The organism is Amycolatopsis sp. NPDC043887 (genome assembly GCF_056435665.1).
The window spans coordinates 103542-122665 of record NZ_JBWKEB010000020.1; the positions used below are offsets into that span (position 1 = coordinate 103542).

The following is a 19124-nucleotide window of genomic DNA, read 5'->3' on the forward strand; positions in this document are numbered from 1 at the left end:
GGACGAGGTTACCGGCGGGCGCCGGGAACGTAGTCTGGGAATGCCACGCCCGGACGAAGGAGACCGCCGCGATGACCGTTCCCGGCTACCCCAGCACCGTCGGCCGCGTCCTGGAACGGAGCGCGCGACGCGTCCCGGGCCGGGTCGCGCTCACGTTCGCCGATCGCGTGTGGACCTACGCGGAGCTCGACCGCGCGGCGGGCCGGGTCGCGGCGAAACTGCTCGGCCGCGGGCTCGTCCACGGTGACCGCGTCGCGGCCTTCGGCAAGAACTCCGACGCGTACCTGTTGCTGTACCTCGGTTGCGCGCGGGCCGGGCTGGTGCACGTGCCGGTGAACTTCAACGCGCGCGGTGAAGAGCTCGAGTATCTGCTCACGCAGTCCGAACCCGCCGTCGCCTTCGTCGACCCCGCGCTGGCCGAGCACGTCAACGTCGAACATGTGTCCACACTGGACGTTCTGGAGTGGGCGCTGGACGAAACCGTCGAACCACACGAGGAGTCCGGGGTCGCGGACGAAGACCTCGTCCAGTTGCTCTACACGTCCGGGACGACCTCGCGGCCGAAGGGCGCGATGCTCACCCACCGCGCGCTGGTGCACGAGTATTCGTCCTGCATCGCGGCGCTCGACTTGAGCGACCGTGACGTGCCGCTGCACGCGCTGCCGCTGTATCACTCGGCTCAGATGCACGTCTTCCTCATGCCCGGTCTGGCCGTCGGCGCGACGAACCACCTCGTCGAGGCGCCCGACCTCGGCGACATCCTCGCGCGGATTCCCCGCCAGGGCATCACTTCCCTGTTCTTCCCGCCGACCGTCTGGGTGGGACTCGCGAACCATCCCGGTCTCGCGGACGCGGACCTGAGCTGTCTCACCAAGGCGTACTACGGCGCGTCGATCATGCCGGTGCCCGTGCTGAAAGCACTGCGCTCACGACTTCCGGAAGTCGGTTTCTACAACTGCTTCGGCCAGTCGGAGATCGGTCCACTCGCGACAGTTCTGCGGCCGGAAGAGCACGACGCGCGGCCGGATTCGGTCGGCCGCCCGGTCCTCTTCGTCGAGACGCGGGTGGTGGACGCCGAGATGAACGACCTCCCGCCGGGCGAGCTCGGCGAGGTCGTGTACCGCTCTCCCCAGCTGTGCACCGGTTACTGGGGCAAGCCCGAGGAGTCGGTGGAGGCGTTCGCGGGCGGCTGGTTCCACTCCGGTGACCTGGTGCGCCAGGACGAGGAGGGCTACTTGTTCGTCGTCGACCGGATCAAGGACGTCGTCAACACCGGCGGCGTCCTGGTCGCGTCGCGCGAGGTGGAGGACGCGCTGTACCCGCATCCCGCCGTCGCCGAGGTCGCCGTCGTCGGCCTGCCGCACGAACGCTGGATCGAGGCGATCGCGGCGATCGTCGTGACGAAGGAACCCGTCGACGAAGCGGAGCTGATCGAGTTCGCCAAGAAGTCGCTGGCGGCGCACAAGGTGCCGAAATCGGTGCATTTCGTCGGCGAACTGCCGAAGAACGCGTCCGGGAAGCTGCTCAAACGCGAGCTGCGGCAACAGTTCGGCGGGTCAGCGTCCGCGATCGGCGTCTAGCGACCAGGGGCTGTCCTGCAGGTTGGTTCGCGGTCTTCACGCCCAGGTGTCGCGAAAGCCACTTTCGGGACATCAGGCGTCGCGAACGTTGCTTTCGCGACGTGCTCCGGCTGCACGATCACTTGCGGGACGCCGTCGGCGGCACAGATGTCCACAAAGGCCTTTCTTCGAGGCGAAGATGCCCGATTAGGCCGATTTGAGTGGTTTCACAAAGGGGTCGTGAGTGATAAAGAGGGTTAGAACCCTCCTTGCCACTCACGACTCCACCTGAAAACCGTACATACGAGCATCAAGCGAACATTTCGGCCAGCAAAAGCGTCCTTTGTGGACACTTGAGGAGGCGTAGATTTACAGGACGCCGCCTAGCTGGTCGCGGTGATCGTGAATGGCGATTCGGGTTCTAACCTGAATCGCCACTCACGACCCCGCCCAAACGAGTGAGAAGTTGTTGTGCCGCAAGGACAGAACGCTCATCCCCGGCGTCGAGCAGATCCGCCGCGACGGCCGCCGGGATCGCGAGGTCTCCGGCCCCCGGCGGGCGCAGCACACCGGACAGGGCAGGAACACGAATCACGACGTTGGGTTCCGCACTGTCCAGCCGGAGCCGGCGTGACCGCGCGAGTTCGTCGAACCGGGCGGCGTCCACATAGAACTCTTCATCGCTGCTGCCCGCCATCAGGTCGGCGCCGTGGCGCCCCGCGGCGACAGGCCCGCTGACGACGGCGTGCGGGTCGTCCCGGAGTCGCGCGAGCGGCCCGGCCAGCATCCGCACACGATGGACGCGCGCGCGGCCGGAAAGCAGGCGCGGCCATTGGACAGGCTCGCGTTCCCGCGCGTAGCGCTTGAGCCGGACGCGTTCCGACGGCGAGATCCACGACGGCCGATAGCCGCTCAACGACCACAGGAAACCCCACGCCATCCGAGCGGAGAGCGGCCGTCCGGCAGCGGGCTTCACCACACTCTTCCGGTGCTCGACCGACCGCGCGTCGACCAGCAGCTCACGGCCGATCCGGATCGCGTCCAGCCTGCCGTCGTGCACGAGTTCGCGGACACGCTCTCGTGAAATGTCCAGAACATGCGCCGCCCGCGCGACCGGGAGCAACTGGGCCGAGTCGACCATGTCCGCTCCCTTCGAGCACCGATCGGTTCACTGACCAGTTTACACAAATATTCTGAATGAAGAGGGTTTGTGTAAACCAATCTTACTAGACCGGTCGTCATAGTTTGAGCTACAGTCGGTCGCATGGTCCGCCGCACCGACACCCGGCAGCGCATGCTCGATTCCGCCGCCGAGCTCTTCCACCAGCAGGGTTACCACGCCACCGGTCTCAACCAGCTCGTCGCCGCCGTCGGCGCGCCCAAGGGATCGCTCTACTTCCACTTCCCCGGCGGCAAGGAGCAGCTGGCCGCCGAGGCCATCCGCCAGTCCGCCGACCGGCTGTGCGACCAGTTGCGCATGATCGCCACGAACGCGCCCGACGTCGTCACCGGGATCGAGAACGTGGTCGAAGCGCTGGCGACCTCGCTGGAGGAGTCGGATTTCCAGCGCGGCTGTCCGCTCGCGACGGTCGCGCTGGACGCGTCGGGTGACAGCGAGGCGATCCGTCAGGCCTGTGCCGACGGCTACACGTCCTGGCACACCGTCATCGCCGGCGCGCTCGACACCGACAAGGCGGATCACCTGGCCACCGTCGTCCTCGCCGCCATCGAGGGCGGTCTGCTGCTGGCCAAGACGTTGCACGACACCGCGCCGCTGCGCGCGATCGCCCCTCACCTCCGTGCCACCCTCGAACGGGAGCTGTCCTGATGCGCGTCCATCACCTGAACTGCGGAACCATGCGGCCGCTCGGCGGCAAGCTCATCGACGGCAGGCCCGGTCTGTTCCGTCGCGCCGAACTGATCTGTCACTGTCTTCTGCTGGAGACCGACACCGGGCTCGTGCTCGTCGAGACCGGTGTCGGAACGCCGACCGTCACCCGCCCGGTCGAATGGCTCGGCGCCGGTTTCGTCCGGCTGGTCCACCCCGACAGCGACGACGACCTCAGCGCCACGACCCAGATCCGCAAGCTCGGCTTCGACCCGGCCGACGTGCGCGACATCGTGCTCACCCACCTCGACCTCGACCACGCGGGCGGGCTCGTCGACTTCCCTCAGGCGCGGGTCCACGTCCACGATCGCGAGCTTCAGGCGCTGGAGAAGCCGATCGACCGCAAGGAGGCGAGCCGCTACCGGAAGGTCCAGTTCAGCCACGGTCCACTGTGGAGGTCGTACCGCGCCGACGGCGAGCCGTGGTTCGGTTTCGACGCCGTCCGCGAACTCGAAGGGGTCCCGGACGTCCTGATCATCCCCCTCGCCGGGCACACCCGCGGGCACGCCGGCGTCGCGGTCGACACCGGCGACGGCTGGCTCCTCAACGCCGGTGACGCCGTCTTCCACGGCGGCGAGCTGGAGCGAAAGCCGCACATCCCTCCGGCCTTGGGCTTCTTCGAGTCGTACATGCAGACGGAGAAGACCGCACGACTGGACAACCAGCGCCGGCTGCGCGAACTTGTCAGTAACAACGGTGACGAGGTGACGGTGTTCGCCGCACACGACGCCACCGCATTCGAACGGCTCAGCCAGAGGAGCAGGCTATGAAGGTGCACCACCTGAACTGCGGCACGATGCGGGCACCGGGAGGCAGGCTGCTCGACGGCCAGCCCGGCCTGCTGCGCCGCTCGGAGCTGGTGGCGCACTGCCTGCTCATCGAGACCGGCGACGGACTCGTACTCGTGGACACCGGTTTCGGCCGCAAGGGCGTCGAGAATCCCGGGGCGTGGCTCGGCACGCCGTTCACGCTCATGGTCGGCGCGAAACCGGTCGAGACGGAGACCGCGGCGCACCACGTCGAAGCGCTCGGCCACAAGCTCGAAGACGTCCGGCACATCATCTGCACCCACCTCGACGTCGATCACGCGGGCGGGCTCGCGGATTTCCCGAACGCCGTCGTGCACGTCCGCACCGCGGAGCACGACGCGGCGACGTCACCGGCCAACCAGAGCGAGAAGCTGCGGTTCCGCGCCAACCAGTTCGCCCACCATCCACTGTGGAGCATGTACGACGAGGCCGGGGACGACTGGTTCGGTTTCCAGGCCGTCCGCGAGCTGAAGGGCCTGCCGCCGGAGATCCTGCTGGTACCGCTCGCGGGCCACACCAAAGGCCACACCGGGGTGGCCGTCGACACCGGCGACGGCTGGCTGCTGCACGCGGGCGACGCGTATTTCTTCCATGGCCAGATGGATCCCGTGAAGCCGCACTGCCCGCCGGGGATGACCGCCTTCCAGAACATGGTGCAGACGCTGCGCAAGCCGCGGCTGGAGAACGTCGAGCGGCTGCGGGAGCTGAGCCGAGAACACGCCGACGAGGTCACCGTGTTCTCGGCCCACAGCCCGGTGGAGTACCAGTCGCTCAGCCGCGGCTAGCCGACCGGCGGCTCGACGGGCTGCCGGTCCTCTTCCTTGTGCGTGGCCCGCATGACGAGCCAGTTGATCCCCCAGAGCACGATGCCGACGCCGAGCAGGATCGCGGCGACCTTGTAATCGCGCGCGGGCCGTCCGGACAGCGGCGTCACCAGGTAGAGACAGAAGATCGCGGCCAGCACCGGGATGATCGTCGGCGCGCGGAAATGCTGGTGCGCCGCCTTCTCCTTGCGCAGTACCAGGACCGCGACATTGACGATGGCGAACACCGCCAGCAGGAGCAACGCCGTCGTACCGCCGAGCACACTGATGTCCACAAAGGACACGAGGCCGATTGCGATCAGGCTGGTGAACACGATCGCCACCCACGGGCTGCGGCGGAACGGGTGCACGGTGCCCAGCTGCTTCGGGATGATCCGCTGGTTCGCCATGCCGTAGAGCAGACGGCTGGCCATCAGCATGTTGATCAGCGCCGAGTTGATGACCGCGAAGAGACCGATCGCGGAGAAGATCTCGCGCGGGAAACCGGGAGCCCCGACGTCGAGCACCTTCAGCAGCGCGCTGCTCTTGGCGGCCTCCAGTTCGTCGGCGGGCACCAGCAGCGAAGAGGTCACGGAGACCAGGATGTAGATGGTCGCGGCGATGACCATGCCCCACAGCATCGCCTTCGGGAAGATCCGGATCGGGTCCTTGCACTCCTCGGCCATGTTCACCGAGTCCTCGAAACCGACCATCGCGAAGAACGCCAGCGACGTCGCCGACGTGATCGCCACCAGCATCGTCTGGTTCTCGGTGTCGAACTCGACCAGCCGCGACGCGTCCCCGTTGCCGTTGAGCACCGCCCACACGCCGACCCCGATGATGATCAGCAGACCGCCGATCTCGATGCAGGTCAGCACCACGTTGGTCTTCACCGATTCGGAGACCCCGCGGAAGTTGATCAGCGCGAGGCCGATCACGAACAGGATCGCCACCAGCGGCATGGGCGCGGTGATGAATTCCTTGAGATAGGTGTCACCAAAGGCCTTCGCCGCCGACGAGGCCGACGTGATCCCTGAGCACATCACCGCGAACGCCACCATGAAGGTGAGGAAGCGGAGCTTGAACGCCTTGTGCGTGTAGAGCGCGGCCCCGGCCGCCTGCGGGTACTTGCCGACCAGTTCCAGGTAGCTGAACGCGGTCATGATCGCGACCACGAACGCGATCAGGAACGGCAGCCAAAGCGCGCCGCCCACCCGGCCGGCCACCTGCCCGGTGAGCGCGTAGACGCCCGTCCCGATGATGTCCCCCACCACGAAGAACAGCAGGAGTTTGGAACCCATCACCCGCTTGAGGCTCGGTTGACCGGCCGGACCGGTCTGTTCTGTTGTCGTCGTGTCCGCCATGCGGCAAGAGTGTGCCGCATCACGTCTGGTGCCGACAGTCCGGTTTGGTCAGTTCTTCGTCACGGGTTGACGAAGCACGCCTTTGGGTAATTCGCTCAGTTGGCGTCGACCGCGGTCTTCACCAGCGGGAGCATCATTTCCTGCGTCATCTTGGTCGGCCCGGTGTAGTTGACCAGTACCGGCACGTTGTCCACGAGTTCGGCGGCCGCCAGCGTCGCGGTCTTGTTCTCGTCGGTGTAGTAGATGGCGCCTTCGCCGACACCGGCGACGTCCTTCGCGTTCGGCTTGGCCTTCTTCAGCGCGGTGACCATCTCGGCGGGCTTGATCTTGTTGCCCTCGAAGCGGGTCACCGCGAGCGCGCCGATCTGCTTGCCGGCGGCCGAGTAGACGCAACTCTTGGCCTTGCCACCGTTGGCGGCGTTGTCCTGCACCGGACCCGGCGCCGACGTCACGCCCTGGATCGAGACCGCCTTGCCCACGGCCTCGGCGGGCAGCAGCGCGCACGGCTCCTTCGACCCGGTGCCACCGGTGGGAACGGCGGAGGAACTCGGCGCGGCGGAAGGAGCCGGAGCCTGGCTCGACGGCTTGGCCGCGTTGTCCGTCTTCTCGTCCCCGGACGAACAGGCGGAAAGGGTCGCGATGACAGCGGCGAACAGGACGATCGCCCGTGAAATACGCATGGGCCCGACGATAGACCGAACGGCTCAGTCCACCGGGGCCCGGTACCGCCAGAACGACGGGATGAGCAGCGCCGCGCCGATGACCAGCACGATGACCAGCACTCCACCGCCGGAGGCCGCGGCGGCCGTGCCGACGCCGGCGGCGGCCCAGCCGTGGGTGAGGTCGGCGATCCGCGGGCCGCCCGCGACGACGACGGTGAACACGCCCTGCAGCCGTCCGCGCATCTCGTCGGTGGTGGCGAGCTGCAGGATCGACATGCGGTAGATCGCGCTGACCATGTCGGCGGCCCCGGCGAGCGCCATGAAGAACACCGCGAGCCACAGCGAGTTCGCGAGCCCGAAACCGGCGACGGCCGCGCCCCACACACAGATCGAGACGATCACGCCGACACCCTGTTTGCGGATCCTGGTCAGCCAGCCGGAGAAGAGGCCGATCAGCATCGCGCCCGCGGGGAGCGCCGCGTACAGCCAGCCCAGCGCCGGGCCGCCGCCGGGCGGATCGCCGAAGGTGCGCTCGGCCATCTCCGGGATCAGCGCGCGCGGCATACCCGCGACCATCGCGATGATGTCGACGAGGAACGAGGCCAGCAGGATCTTCTGGGTCGCCAGGTATTTGAAGCCGTCGACGATGTCGCGGATCCCGGCGCGGCGCGCGATCTCGCCGAGCGGCGGGATCGGGGGCAGCTTGTAGACCGCGATGAGGGTCAAGGTCAGGGCGATGACGTCGATCAGGTAGAGCGTCGAGAGGCCGAGGATCGGGATCAGCGAACCGGCGAGCAGCGGGCCGAAGACCGCGCCGAAGGTGGACATCGTGCTGCTGAGCGCGGTCGCGGGAGCGATCAGGTTGTCCGGGACCAGCCGGGCGACGACGGCGCCGCGGGTCGGCATGTTGATCGCGAAGAACGCCTGGTTGACCGCGAGCAGGCCCAGGACCAGCCAGACGGAGCCGATGTTCAGGAACGCCTGGAGCCACAGGACGGCCGAGGTGAGCGTGACCCCGACGTTGGTGACGAGCAGGAGTTTGCGGCGGTCGACGGCGTCCGCGATGGCGCCGCCCCAGAGCCCGAAGACGAGCAGCGGGATCAGCGCGACCAGGCCGGTCAGGCCGACATACGCCGACGAGCCGGTGAGGTCGAAGACCTGTTTGGGGACCGCCACGGCGGTGAGCTGGCTGCCGACGGCGGTGACCGCGGTGGACAGCCAGAGGCGGCGGAACGCGGGGATCTTGAGCGGCCGGGTGTCGACCACGATCGAGCCGAACAGCTTGCGGACACCTTTGCGCTGGTCAACCCCCACGTCGTCACCCACAACCAGACAGCTTAGCCGCGCTAACTAACCATCCGCGCGCGATTTAGCTCACCCGTCGCCGCCGGGATCATCCTTTCCCTCGGCCGGCCGCGGCCTCGGTGACCCCACGGTCTCTCGGAAGCGCGTCAGCGCGACGAGAGACTTCACTGTCGCGCGACAAAAAATTACGGCGCGACGCGCTCGATCTGCCAGCCGTCGTCGGTGCGGACGTAGCGGAGCCGGTCGTGCATGCGGTCCTCGCGGCCCTGCCAGAACTCGACGACGTCGGGCCGGACGCGCCACCCGCCCCAGTGCGGCGGGAACGGGATGTTCTCGACGTCGGCGAACCGGCGCTCGATCCCGTGGAGGGCGTTCTCGAGGGCACGGCGGCCGTCGACGACGCGGGATTGCGGCGACGCCCAGGCCCCGAGCTGCGAACCCCGCGGGCGGGACGCCCAGTACTCGGCGGTCTCGGCGACGTTGACCTTCTCCACCTCGCCGCGCACGTGGACCTGACGCTGCAGGGCGTACCACGGGAAGGTGACCGACGCGTAGCGCGTCGCGGTGAGGTCGTGGCTCTTGGTCGAGGTGTAGTTCGTGTAGAACACGACACCGCGCTCGTCGAGTCCCTTGCACAGCACGGTCCGGGAGGACGGCCTGCCTTCCGGGTCGGCGGTGGCGAGCACCATCGCGTTCGGTTCGGGGATCCCGGCGGAGACGGCCTGGTTCAGCCAGTCCTGCAGCTGGGCGGTCCACGTCTCCGCCAGCGCGGACTCGTCGAAGGCGGCCCCTTCGTAGGCCACCCTCATTCCGGGCAGGCGAACGACGGCGTCGTCAGCGCCGACAGCGCCAGCAGCGCCATCCTTGATCTCCGGCATCATCCGCCAAACCTCCGTACCCGATCGGGGCTACAACTTCGGCTTCGCCGCCGACGGTATTGCCTAGAAGGCGGCGGCGAAACCCACTGAACGGTGACACCCGCCACCCCTGCCCGATCATCTGTGTGTAGCCGCTGGACCGCAAGCCGTCACCTCCCCGTTACCCGGCGGACCTGATCGATCAAGGTCGAACGTCGCTCCATCCGGGGCCTTGTCCCGAATCGTTCCACCCGTCCGCGAAATCGCGCCCGCCCTCACAAAAGCCGGAAACCGCCTGGACAGACCGGGTCGGCAAGGAATTACCGTCACCATTTCCCGCTTTTGTTTCGTCGATGTTTCGGTACTCCGCGAACAATTCTTCCGGTTTTCACGGCGGGACCCGCGCCCGCCCGAGCCAATTCTGTCGATTGACAGAAATTACTGTCCGGAACATCTCCGTGAGATGTGTCAGCGAAGGCCGGCTCCGGACGCCAATTCGCGTCCCGAAACCGGCCTTCGCGTCTTCTGTCGCGCTGTCAGTTCGTGACAGTGAACTCGGCGCGGACGATCCAGCCCCAGCAGTCGTACGACGCCGTGTACCGCCCCGGCACCGTCCCCACCGGACCGTCGCCGCGCAACGCGACACCGATGCCGCCGTCTCCCACCACCCGCAAGGGAATCGGCGCGGCGAGTCCGTCCGCGACGAGGGTCACCTGCGACGACGGCGTTCGGGCTCAGAACCAGACTGGACGGCCTGATCGCGTTCGCCTGCCCCGCGCCGGCCAAGGTGGACAAGATCGCCGCCCCCGCGACGCACGACGCGGCCGCACGAAGTTTCATCCTCTGCTCCCTTCGGAATTTTCATCCGCCACCTGATGGACGTACGGCGTCCGGCACGGCGTTGCCCACCATGCGAGAGTCCGCCCTTTGGGGCGAACGGCCGGATTTAGCAGAATGTGACAGCGAATCGTGCAAGAGCCGACGATCACACTAGGTAGACCTTGCGCCACTCGATAGGATCGCCGCCGAGAGCAACGGGGTGATCACCTCTATCCAGAGTGTTCAGAGGTTTTGGTGGGGGCGGCAGGGTGTGCGGCCGCATCATCCGCTATTGCCGGCCGGGCTTCCGTGAGGGAGTTCGACACCGGTCGATCAGTCCTGCGCTCGAACAGCCGGAACTTTCCACGCCCGAGTTACTCCCCTTCCCCAGGAGTGCGTTGTGATTTCCCGTTCCCGCCGTCTCGTGACGGCGTTGTTGTGCGTCCTTTCGCTGGCAGGCGTGACCGCCCTTTCGGCTTGTTCCGACAGCACGGCCGCTTCCGGCACCAAGGTCACGATCGGTTACAGCGCCTGGCCGGGCTGGTTCCCGTGGGCGGTGGCCCAGGAGAAGGGCCTCTTCGAGAAGAACGGCGTGAACGTCGACCTGAAGTGGTTCGACAGCTACACCGAGAGCATCAACGCCCTCTCCTCCGGCGCGATCGACGCGAACAGCCAGACCCTGAACGACACGCTCGCGTCGGTCAGCGGTGGCGCGAAGCTGTCGGTCGTGCTGGTCAACGACAACTCGACCGGCAACGACAAGGTCATCGCCCGCCAGGGGATCACCAGCGTCGCCGACCTCAAGGGCAAGAAGGTCGCCGTCGAGCAGGGCACGGTCGACCACTACCTGCTGCTGCTCGCGCTGCAGGAGGCGAAGCTGACCGAGAAGGACATCGAGCTGGTCCCGCTGCTGACCGACGCCGCCGCGGCCGCGTTCGTCGGCGAGCAGGTCGACGCCGTCGCCGCCTTCGCGCCCTTCACCACGAAGGCACTCGAGCGCCCGGGCAGCCGCGCGATCGCGACGTCCGCCGAGTTCCCCGGCGCCATCCCCGACCACCTGGTCGTCTCCGAGCAGATGTCGAAGGAGCGCAAGAAGGAGGTCCAGGCGCTGGTGAACACCTGGTTCGAGACCATCGAGTGGATCAAGCAGAACCGGGACGAGGCCGTGCGGATCATGGCCAAACGCGGCGCGGTGTCGATCGAGGAGTACAAGACCTACGACGCGGGCACCACGATCTTCACCAAGCAGCAGAACCTCGACGCGTTCACCCCCGGCGTCACCCCCGCCCACCTCAACTTCCAGGCGGGCAAGATCGCCGAATTCATCGTCTCCAACGGCCTCGCCCAGAGCAGGCCGAACTTCGACGGGCTGTTCGACGACCAGTACGTGAAGGCGGTGAAGTGAGCGCCACGGACGCGTCGGGGCGGGCCGCTCAGCGGACGGACGCCGCGGACGAGGCCGAAGCGCGCCGCCTCGACGACGAACAGCGGCTCGCCGAGGCGCAGGAGGAGCGGCGCGGCACGCGACCGGACTGGTCGCCGCTGCCCCGCCGGGCAGGCCTCAAGCCGAACGCCTCGCCGCTGCTCTCGCTCCGGACGCCGATCCCCGCGCGCTGGCGGTGGGCGCTGGCGGTGGCCTCGTTCGTGATCCCGCTGCTGGTCTGGGTGACGCTCAACGCGCTGGGCACGATCAAGCCGATGTTCCTCCCGACGCCGGTCGCGGTGTTCGACGCGCTGCTGAAGATGATCGAGTCGGGCGAACTGTTCAGCGACCTCTGGGCCACCACCCAGCGGGTGCTGCTCGGGTTCGGGCTCGCGGTGCTCGTCTCGGTGCCGCTCGGCATCGTGATGGGGACGTTCGACGCGGGGCTGGCGCTGTTCGAGCCGGTCATCGCGATGCTGCGCTACCTGCCGGCGAGCGCGTTCATCCCGCTGCTGATGATCTGGCTCGGCCTCGGCGAACCGTCGAAGGTCGCCGTCCTGTTCCTCGGCACGGTCTTCTTCAACACGCTGATGACCGCCGACGCCGTCCGCGGGGTGCCGCGTTCCCTGATCGACGTGTCCTACACGCTCGGCGCGCGGCGCGGCGAGGTCCTGCGCAAGGTGATCGTCCCGCACGCGCTGCCCGGCATGATCGACGCGACCCGCGTCAACGCCGCGGCCGCGTGGAACTTCGTGGTGGTCGCCGAGCTGATCAACGCCACCGCCGGGCTCGGCCTGCGGATCATGCGGGCGCAGCGGTTCACCCAGACCGACCGGATCTTCGCGCTGCTGATCGTGATCGGCCTGCTCGGGCTGGTCATCGACATCGCCTTGCGGCTCCTGCGGGCCAGGGTCGGGAAGTGGGCGGCATGACGCTTCAGCTGAAGGCCGTCGCCAAGGACTACACGGTCCGCGGCAAGACCACCCGGGCGCTCGACGGGATCGACCTCGACGTCGCTCGCGGCGACTTCGTCTGCGTCGTCGGCGCGAGCGGGTCCGGCAAATCGACCCTGCTGTCGCTGATCGCGGGACTGACCGAACCGACCGACGGCCTGATCACCCTCGACGGTGACGCGGTGACCGGGCCCGGCCCGGAACGCGGGCTGGTGTTCCAGCACGGCGCGCTGTACCCGTGGCGCACCGTGGAGGGCAATGTCGCGTTCGGGCTCGAACTGCTGAGCCTCGACAAGGCCGAACGCGCGCGCCGCGTCGACTGGTATCTCGACGAGACCGGGCTCGATCACCTGCGGAAGTCGTTGCCCAAACAGCTTTCCGGCGGGCAGAAGCAGCGGGTCGCGATCGCGCGGGCGCTGGCGTGCGAACCCGACGTGCTGCTGCTGGACGAGCCTTTCGGCGCGCTGGACGTCCAGACCAAAGAGGACATGCAGGTCCTGATCCGCCGGATCTGGACCGACACGCACACCACCGTGCTGATGGTGACCCACGACGTCGAAGAGGCCGTGTTCCTCGGCCGCCGCGTCGTGGTGCTGGCCTCAGATCCGGGCCGGGTGGCCGCCGACATCGTGGTCGACCTGCCCGCCGAACGCGACCTCGCGGTCAAACGCGCGCCGGAGTTCGTCGCGCTGCGCGCGTCCATCGAAGACCTCGTCCGGGAACAGCACCGCGGACACCTCGGGCGGAGCCGGGGAGAAAGGTGACCATGAGGCACGAGAAGACCCGGCCCGAACGCGGGTCGCGGTCCGGATTGCTCGGCAGGCTCGGCATCCGGGGCAAGCTCAACCTGCTCCTGATGCTGCCGCTGACCGCCGTGGTCCTGGTGTCGGTGCCTTACGTCGCCGGGGAGATCGACGACGCCCGGTCCGCCCGCATCACCGCCGACGTCGCGTCGCAGGCCCGCGCGCTCGGCACGCTCGCCTGGGAACTGCAGCGGGAACGGCTGCTGACGGCGCACTACATCGCGTCTTCGTCGGCGAGCAGTTCGGCGATGCTGAAGCAGCAGACCGTCGTCGCGGACACGGTGAACCAGGTGCGTTCGCAGCTGAGCGCCGACGCGCCGGAAGAACTCGCGGCGGCGCTGGTGCGCATCGGATCGCTTAACGAGATCCGGGAGAACGCGCTCCGGCGCGGCGCCTCACTCGACAGCGTGGCGCGGACGTATCACGCGGTGATCGACGCGGTCATCAACTCGCTCCGCCTGGTTCCGCAGCAGACCAGTGACGCGGAAGGCACCCGGCAGCTGACCGCGCTCGACGCGCTGCTGCGCGCGAACGAGGAGAACTCGTTGCGCGGTATGGCGTTGATCATCGTGCTGGTCACCCCCCAATCGGGCACGCCGGTGCTGGCCGACGCGAAACAGCAGTCGTCGCTGTTCCTCGAACGGTTCGTGCAGCAGGCCGACGTCGCCCAGGCCACGCAGGTCGTCGCGGTGGAGCAGGGCGAAACGGGCCGCCGGGTCGACGCGCTGGAAGCCAGGCTCCCGGAGGCCCGCGGCCCGCAGGCCGTGCAGAGCCTGCTGCCGGACATCCTCGGCGCCGTCGACGCCCAGTCGAACCAGCGGCGCCTCGCCCAGGACGCGGTCACCACCGGCATCACCGACGCGGCGACCGCGCGAGCCGACGCGGCGCAGAACCTGGCGTGGACGATCGGTATCGGCGCCGGGGTGCTGTTCCTGCTGGTCGGTGGTCTCGCGATCGCGGTCAGCCGGTCGATCGCGGATCCGCTGCGGAAGCTGACCACGGCGGCGACGTCGGTCGCGGACCTCGCGAGCACCGAACTGGTCCGCGTCACCGACACCGAGCAGGCCGAAGAACTCGCGCCGCGGCTCGCCACCATCGACGTGTCCTCACAGGACGAACTCGGCAAACTGGCCGAGGCGTTCAACCGGGTGCAGGCCACCGCGGCCGAACTGGTGGAACGGCAGGCCGTCACGCGGCGCAACGTCGGCCTCATGTTCGCCAACGTCGCGAAGCGCACGCAGAACCTGGTGGGCAGGCAGCTCGCGCTGGTCGACGAACTGGAGCGCAACGAGCAGGACGTCGCCCTGCTGGCCAGCCTCTACCGGCTCGACCATCTCTCCACCCGGCTGCGCCGGAACGCGGACAACCTCCTCGTCGTGTCGGGGAACCGTGACGAGGCAAGGATTTCCGGTCCGATCGAGCTGTCGACGGCGCTGCGTTCGGCGCTCGCGGAGATCGAGGACTACCAGCGCGTGCGGCTCGGTTCGATGGGCGACGTCCTGTTGTCGTCGCCCTTCGGCTCCGATCTGGTACTGATCTTCGCCGAGCTGCTGGAGAACGCCACGTCGTTCTCGCCGCCGGAGTCCTTTGTGGATGTCGGAACGAAGATCCTGCCCGACGGCTCCTGCCTGATCGTGATCGTGGACCAGGGCATCGGCATGACCGCGGAACGGCTCGCCGAGGAGAACCGGCGGCTGGTCGAACGCGAACGGCTCGAACTGGCGCCGACCAGTGTGCTCGGGCTGTTCGTGGTCGGACGGCTCGCGCGGCGGCACGGGCTCAAGGTCGAGCTGACCGAGACCGAGCCGGGAGCGGGGATCACCGCGCGGCTCACCGTCCCGCCGAACCTGCTGACCTACCGGCCACCCACACCGAAGTCCGTCCCCACGCCGCCGGTGTGGCCGACGGCGGAACCGAGTGAAGAGCCCGAGCCGCGGCAGAAGGCGGCTCCGAGCGAGCCGCCGACGCTGGCGATCGCCGGGATGATCCCGCACGACGGTCAGCGGCCCAGGGACTTCCGGTGGTTCCGCAAGACCGACGGGGAGATCGCCGAACCCGCGCCGGCTCCGGTGCCCGAACCTGCGCCCGTGTACCAGGCGCCCGCGCCGACGCTCACCGCCGCCGATCCCGGCGAGACCCGCGGCGGGCTGCGGCGGCGGGTCAAGGGCGCGCAGCTCCCCGGAGCCCCCGAAGCGCCTTCGCGGCAGAAGTCCAGGCATGATCCAGAAGCGGCCAAGGCGGCCTTCGACGGCTTCGAGGCCGGGCTCGCGAAGGCCACCGCGCCGCCGGCGGCCGCCCCGGCGCCGATGCCGACCCCGACACCGGTGCCCGCCGCCTCGCGCGGCGGTCTCACCAGAAGGGTCCCCGGCGCGCAACTGGCGCCGGGGCTCGCGAAAGGTCCGGCCGCGCGGCACCAGACCGCGCGGGCGGCGCTGAACACCACCAAGCCCAAGGGCATGCGTGACCCCGAGGCCGAGCGTGCCGCGTTCGACGCCTTCAGTGACGGGTTGGAGAAAGCCGTCAACCCGGAGATGCAACAGAGAGAGAAGAGCAAGAGATGACGACCGGAGTCAGCGTCGAAGCCCGGAACTTCAACTGGTTGGTGACGCGCTTCGCGCAGAACACGGCGAGCGCGATGGGCGCGATCGCCGTCTCGGCCGACGGCCTGCTGATCGCGATGTCGTCCGAGCTGGAGCGGGCCAACGCCGACCGGCTGGCCGCGATCTGCTCGGCGATGCTCGGCCTCGCGCACGGCGTCTCCGAGAGCCACCCGCTCGGCTCACCCGACAAGATCATCATCGAGCTGGAACAGGGCTACCTCCTGGTCTGCACGATCAGCATCGGGTGCTCGCTCGGCGTGCTCGCCACCAAGCAGGCCAGCCTCGGCACGATCGCTTACGAGATGGCGATGTTCGCCAACCGCGCGACCGAGGTGCTCACCCCCGCGCTGATCGAGGAACTCAAGAAGAGCGTCGGCAGCTGAACTGACGAGGGGACAAGGGAATGAGCGACGACCAGGTACCTCAGCCGCGGGGCGCCGAACAGGGCATCTCGCCGCTACGCCCGTATCTGCTCACCGCCGGCCGCGCGCAGCCGGTGGACGGCACGCTCGAAATCGAGGCTCAAGTGCTCACGAGCAGGCTCGGCGCGGCTTCGCACGCGAGGCTGACCTTCGAACGACGGGAGATCGTTTCCCTTTGCCGGGAAACGAAATCCGTCGCCGAAGTGGCGGCGATGCTCGGCCTGCACATCGGCGTGGCCAGGGTGCTCGTGGCGGATCTCGCCGCACTCGGCTACGTCGTGCTCCGTCGCCCCGCCGGAGCCTTCACCCAGGACCTCGGCATGATCGAAAGGGTCATTCGTGGACTCGAAGCAATTCGCTGAACCGGCGCCCGCCAAGCCGCCGACACCGGTCAAGATCGTCATCGCGGGCGGGTTCGGGGTCGGCAAGACGACCACCGTCGGCGCGATCTCCGAGATCAAGCCGCTGACCACCGAGGCCGCCATGACCTCGGCGGGCGCGGCCGTCGACGGCTCCGGCGGGGAGGTGCCGTCGAAGACCACCACCACGGTGGCGCTGGACTTCGGCTGCATCACCATCGACGAAGAGGTGAAGCTGTACCTCTTCGGCACGCCGGGACAGGACCGGTTCGGGTTCATGTGGCACGACCTGGTGCTGGGCGCGCTCGGCGCGCTCGTCATCGTCGACACCCGGCGGCTCGACGACTGCTATCCGGCCGTCGACTACTTCGAGAAGGCGGGATTGCCGTTCGTGGTCGGGGTGAACGTCTTCGACGGCTCGCTCAAGCACGACCTCGAAGACGTGCGCTGGGCCCTCGCGGTGGGCGAGGACGTCCCGCTGATCACCTTCGACGCACGGCAGCGGCTTTCGGTCCGCGACGCACTGCTGGCCGTCCTGCACAACACCTTCCGGCGGGCGTCCGCCGCCTCCTGACGCGTTCAGTCCTCTGAATGCGGTACTTGCGTGTGCAAGGACCGCGTTCAGAGGACTAAACGCGGGGTCAGCCGGGCCGGGTGATCGCGGCCAGCATCAGGGCACGGAGTTCGGCGGCGACGTCGGCGACCGGCAGCGGCGGGGTGTGCGCCTGCCACTCGCGCAGCAGACCGGTCGCCGCGCCGACGAGCGCGATCGCCGTCAGGCGGTAATCGCGATCCGGCGCCACCCCGTGCGCGGCGGCGTGCCGGGCCTCGGTTTCGATGAACGCGGCCCACCGGTCGACCCATTCCTGGTGCTGCGCCTCCAAAGCGGCACTCACGCCGACGGCCTCGACGTAGTTCAGCCTCGGCATCCGGGGATCCGACGTCACCGTGCTGACGAAGACGTCCAGCAGCGTCCCGATCCGGGTGACCGCGTCGGCGCCCTCCAGCCGTTCCAGGGTGCCGGTGACGTGCTCCAGCGCGAGCGCGTTGATGCGCTCGTGCAGGGTGAGCAGCACCTGCTCCTTGCCCTCGAACTCCTCGTAGAAGTTCCGCGTCGAGACGCCGGCGCGGGTGCACAACTCGGTGATCTTCGCCTGCCGGTAACCCGTCGAGGTGAACAGGTCCAGGGCAGCCGAGAGCAGGCGTTCACGCCGCTCGGCGCGCCGTTGCTCGGGCGCGACCCCGCCGTAGGTGCGGGCCACTCGACCTCCCCCGATTCGGTAACAGGGATTGCCAGATGCTAGCAACACCGCCTACATTGCGAAAATCTCAATTACCAAACTGGAGGCAACGGTGCTTCGGACAGTTCTGGTCTCAGCCCTCGCAGCCACCCTGATCGGCGCGCCCGCCGCGCAAGCCGCGCCGAGCGCTCCCGGGGACTTGGTCGACTACAAACAGGTCATCGCCACCGCCCCGGCGAAGGCCTGGAAACTCCACTACCGCTCCACCTCGGCGACGGGGCAGCCGAACACCGTGTCGGGCATCCTGCTGGTCCCGCACACGCCGTGGACGAAAGGCGCCCGCCCTCTGGTCAGCTACGCCGTCGGCACCCACGGCCTCGGCGACCGCTGCGCGCCGTCGACCCGGCTGACGAACGGGTCCGAGAACGAAGTCCTCCTGATGAGCCAAGCGCTTTCGCGCGGCTGGGCGGTCGTCGTGACCGACTACGAGGGCCTCGGCACCCCGGGCACGCACACCTACGCCGTCGGCCAGTCCGAAGGCCGGGCCGTCCTCGACGCCGCCCGCGCCGCCTCCCGTGTCCCTGAAGCGGGCCTCTCCAAAACCGGTCCGGTCGGCGTTTTCGGTTACTCACAAGGCGGTCAGGCCGCGGCTTTCGCCGGTGAACTCCAGCCGTCCTACGCGCCCGACGTCAACCTGGTCGGCGTCGCGGAAGGCGGTGTCCCGGCGGATCTGAACGCGGTCCTGAAGTTCAACGACGGCGGGCCGGCGTTCGGCCTGGTGCTCGGTGCCGCCGTCGGCTACGCGACCGCGTATCCGGAACTGCCGTTCACCGAGGTGCTCAACGCGAAGGGCGAGAGGGCCGTCGCGAAGGTCAAGGAAGCGTGCACCGTCGAACTCGGCGCGGCGGCGCCTTTCGCGCGGCTCAACGACTTCACGACCGTGCCGAACGTGTCGTCGGACCCGCGCTGGCAGGCCCGGCTCGGCGAGAACCTGGCGGGCAAGACCAAACCCGGCGCGCCGGTCTTCCTGTACCACGCGTCGCTGGACGAACTGATCCCGCTTTCGGTCGGCAAGGGCCTGCTCGACCGCTACCGCGCCCTCGGCGCCGACGTCACCTGGCAGGAGTTCCCGCTGCTGGAACACATCGGTGGCGTCGCGGCGGGCGGTCCGGTCGCGATGACCTGGCTGGGCACGAAGTTCTGACGGGGAGTCGGTCCGTGAAGGCCTCCTTCACTACCTTCAGGGTAGGGAAGGAG

The 19124-nt window shown here is 68.4% G+C and carries 19 protein-coding genes; 12 read left to right on the forward strand and 7 right to left on the reverse strand.

Annotated elements, in window-relative coordinates; all coding sequences use genetic code 11:
- Nucleotides 1-71: 71 nt before the first annotated feature.
- Nucleotides 72-1580: a fatty acyl-CoA synthetase gene (locus AC069H_RS37310; RefSeq protein ID WP_478235478.1), complete on the forward strand. Its 1509-nt coding sequence runs from the start codon at nt 72-74 to the stop codon at nt 1578-1580.
- Between the two features lie 400 nt (nt 1581-1980).
- On the opposite strand, the gene AC069H_RS37315 is transcribed toward AC069H_RS37310, so the two are convergent.
- The gene (locus AC069H_RS37315) at nt 1981-2700 is read right to left on the reverse strand and encodes a helix-turn-helix domain-containing protein (protein WP_478235463.1); all 720 of its coding nucleotides are present in this window, start codon (nt 2698-2700) and stop codon (nt 1981-1983) included.
- A 123-nt stretch (nt 2701-2823) separates the two neighbouring features.
- On the opposite strand from AC069H_RS37315, the gene AC069H_RS37320 reads away from it, so the two are divergent.
- The 3 genes from AC069H_RS37320 to AC069H_RS37330 are packed head-to-tail and all read left to right on the forward strand — an operon-like array spanning nt 2824 to nt 5041.
- Nucleotides 2824-3387, forward strand: coding sequence for a TetR/AcrR family transcriptional regulator (locus tag AC069H_RS37320; protein WP_478225322.1), 564 nt, complete (start codon nt 2824-2826; stop codon nt 3385-3387).
- Complete coding sequence (locus tag AC069H_RS37325; protein ID WP_340686632.1) at nt 3387-4217, forward strand: MBL fold metallo-hydrolase; 831 nt, start codon at nt 3387-3389, stop codon at nt 4215-4217. Before AC069H_RS37320 ends, AC069H_RS37325 begins: the two co-directional genes overlap by 1 nt.
- Entirely contained in the window at nt 4214-5041 is an 828-nt protein-coding gene (locus AC069H_RS37330) for an MBL fold metallo-hydrolase (protein WP_478235464.1), read from the forward strand. Before AC069H_RS37325 ends, AC069H_RS37330 begins: the two co-directional genes overlap by 4 nt.
- Here the strand turns inward: AC069H_RS37330 and AC069H_RS37335 are convergent.
- The 5 genes from AC069H_RS37335 to AC069H_RS37355 form a co-directional block, all read right to left on the reverse strand.
- On the reverse strand, nt 5038-6423 hold the full coding sequence (locus AC069H_RS37335) for an APC family permease (RefSeq protein WP_340686630.1): 1386 nt from the start codon (nt 6421-6423) through the stop codon (nt 5038-5040). The genes AC069H_RS37330 and AC069H_RS37335 overlap by 4 nt on opposite strands.
- 95 nt (nt 6424-6518) lie before the next feature.
- Complete coding sequence (locus tag AC069H_RS37340; protein ID WP_478235465.1) at nt 6519-7103, reverse strand: DUF3558 domain-containing protein; 585 nt, start codon at nt 7101-7103, stop codon at nt 6519-6521.
- A gap of 24 nt (nt 7104-7127) precedes the next feature.
- Entirely contained in the window at nt 7128-8411 is a 1284-nt protein-coding gene (locus AC069H_RS37345; RefSeq protein WP_478225318.1) for an MFS transporter, read from the reverse strand.
- Between the two features lie 164 nt (nt 8412-8575).
- Nucleotides 8576-9271 (reverse strand): pyridoxamine 5'-phosphate oxidase, encoded by a 696-nt coding sequence (pdxH, locus tag AC069H_RS37350; protein WP_340686627.1) that lies wholly within the window; start codon nt 9269-9271, stop codon nt 8576-8578.
- A 512-nt stretch (nt 9272-9783) separates the two neighbouring features.
- The gene (locus tag AC069H_RS37355) at nt 9784-9960 is read right to left on the reverse strand and encodes a hypothetical protein (protein WP_478235466.1); all 177 of its coding nucleotides are present in this window, start codon (nt 9958-9960) and stop codon (nt 9784-9786) included.
- Nucleotides 9961-10466: 506 nt separating this feature from the next.
- Here AC069H_RS37355 and AC069H_RS37360 point away from each other — a divergent pair.
- Genes AC069H_RS37360 through AC069H_RS37390 form a run of 7 tightly spaced genes read left to right on the forward strand, consistent with a single transcriptional unit; the run spans nt 10467 to nt 17200 of the window.
- Complete coding sequence (locus tag AC069H_RS37360; RefSeq protein ID WP_478225316.1) at nt 10467-11471, forward strand: ABC transporter substrate-binding protein; 1005 nt, start codon at nt 10467-10469, stop codon at nt 11469-11471.
- The gene (locus AC069H_RS37365; protein ID WP_478225315.1) at nt 11468-12421 is read left to right on the forward strand and encodes an ABC transporter permease; all 954 of its coding nucleotides are present in this window, start codon (nt 11468-11470) and stop codon (nt 12419-12421) included. Before AC069H_RS37360 ends, AC069H_RS37365 begins: the two co-directional genes overlap by 4 nt.
- Nucleotides 12418-13206: an ABC transporter ATP-binding protein gene (locus tag AC069H_RS37370; RefSeq protein WP_340686623.1), complete on the forward strand. Its 789-nt coding sequence runs from the start codon at nt 12418-12420 to the stop codon at nt 13204-13206. Before AC069H_RS37365 ends, AC069H_RS37370 begins: the two co-directional genes overlap by 4 nt.
- 2 nt (nt 13207-13208) lie before the next feature.
- Nucleotides 13209-15806: a sensor histidine kinase gene (locus AC069H_RS37375; protein ID WP_478235467.1), complete on the forward strand. Its 2598-nt coding sequence runs from the start codon at nt 13209-13211 to the stop codon at nt 15804-15806.
- Nucleotides 15803-16228 (forward strand): roadblock/LC7 domain-containing protein, encoded by a 426-nt coding sequence (locus AC069H_RS37380; protein ID WP_005156032.1) that lies wholly within the window; start codon nt 15803-15805, stop codon nt 16226-16228. The genes AC069H_RS37375 and AC069H_RS37380 overlap by 4 nt, the downstream gene beginning before the upstream one ends.
- A 20-nt stretch (nt 16229-16248) precedes the next feature.
- On the forward strand, nt 16249-16629 hold the full coding sequence (locus tag AC069H_RS37385; RefSeq protein ID WP_034308529.1) for a DUF742 domain-containing protein: 381 nt from the start codon (nt 16249-16251) through the stop codon (nt 16627-16629).
- A complete protein-coding gene (locus tag AC069H_RS37390) occupies nt 16607-17200 on the forward strand; it encodes a GTP-binding protein (protein ID WP_126730503.1) in 594 nt (197 codons plus the stop codon). Before AC069H_RS37385 ends, AC069H_RS37390 begins: the two co-directional genes overlap by 23 nt.
- Nucleotides 17201-17267: 67 nt before the next feature.
- On the opposite strand, the gene AC069H_RS37395 is transcribed toward AC069H_RS37390, so the two are convergent.
- A complete protein-coding gene (locus AC069H_RS37395; RefSeq protein WP_478225314.1) occupies nt 17268-17888 on the reverse strand; it encodes a TetR/AcrR family transcriptional regulator in 621 nt (206 codons plus the stop codon).
- A gap of 91 nt (nt 17889-17979) precedes the next feature.
- Here AC069H_RS37395 and AC069H_RS37400 point away from each other — a divergent pair, with 91 nt between their 5' ends.
- A complete protein-coding gene (locus AC069H_RS37400) occupies nt 17980-19071 on the forward strand; it encodes a lipase family protein (RefSeq protein ID WP_478225313.1) in 1092 nt (363 codons plus the stop codon).
- Nucleotides 19072-19124 lie beyond the last annotated feature (53 nt).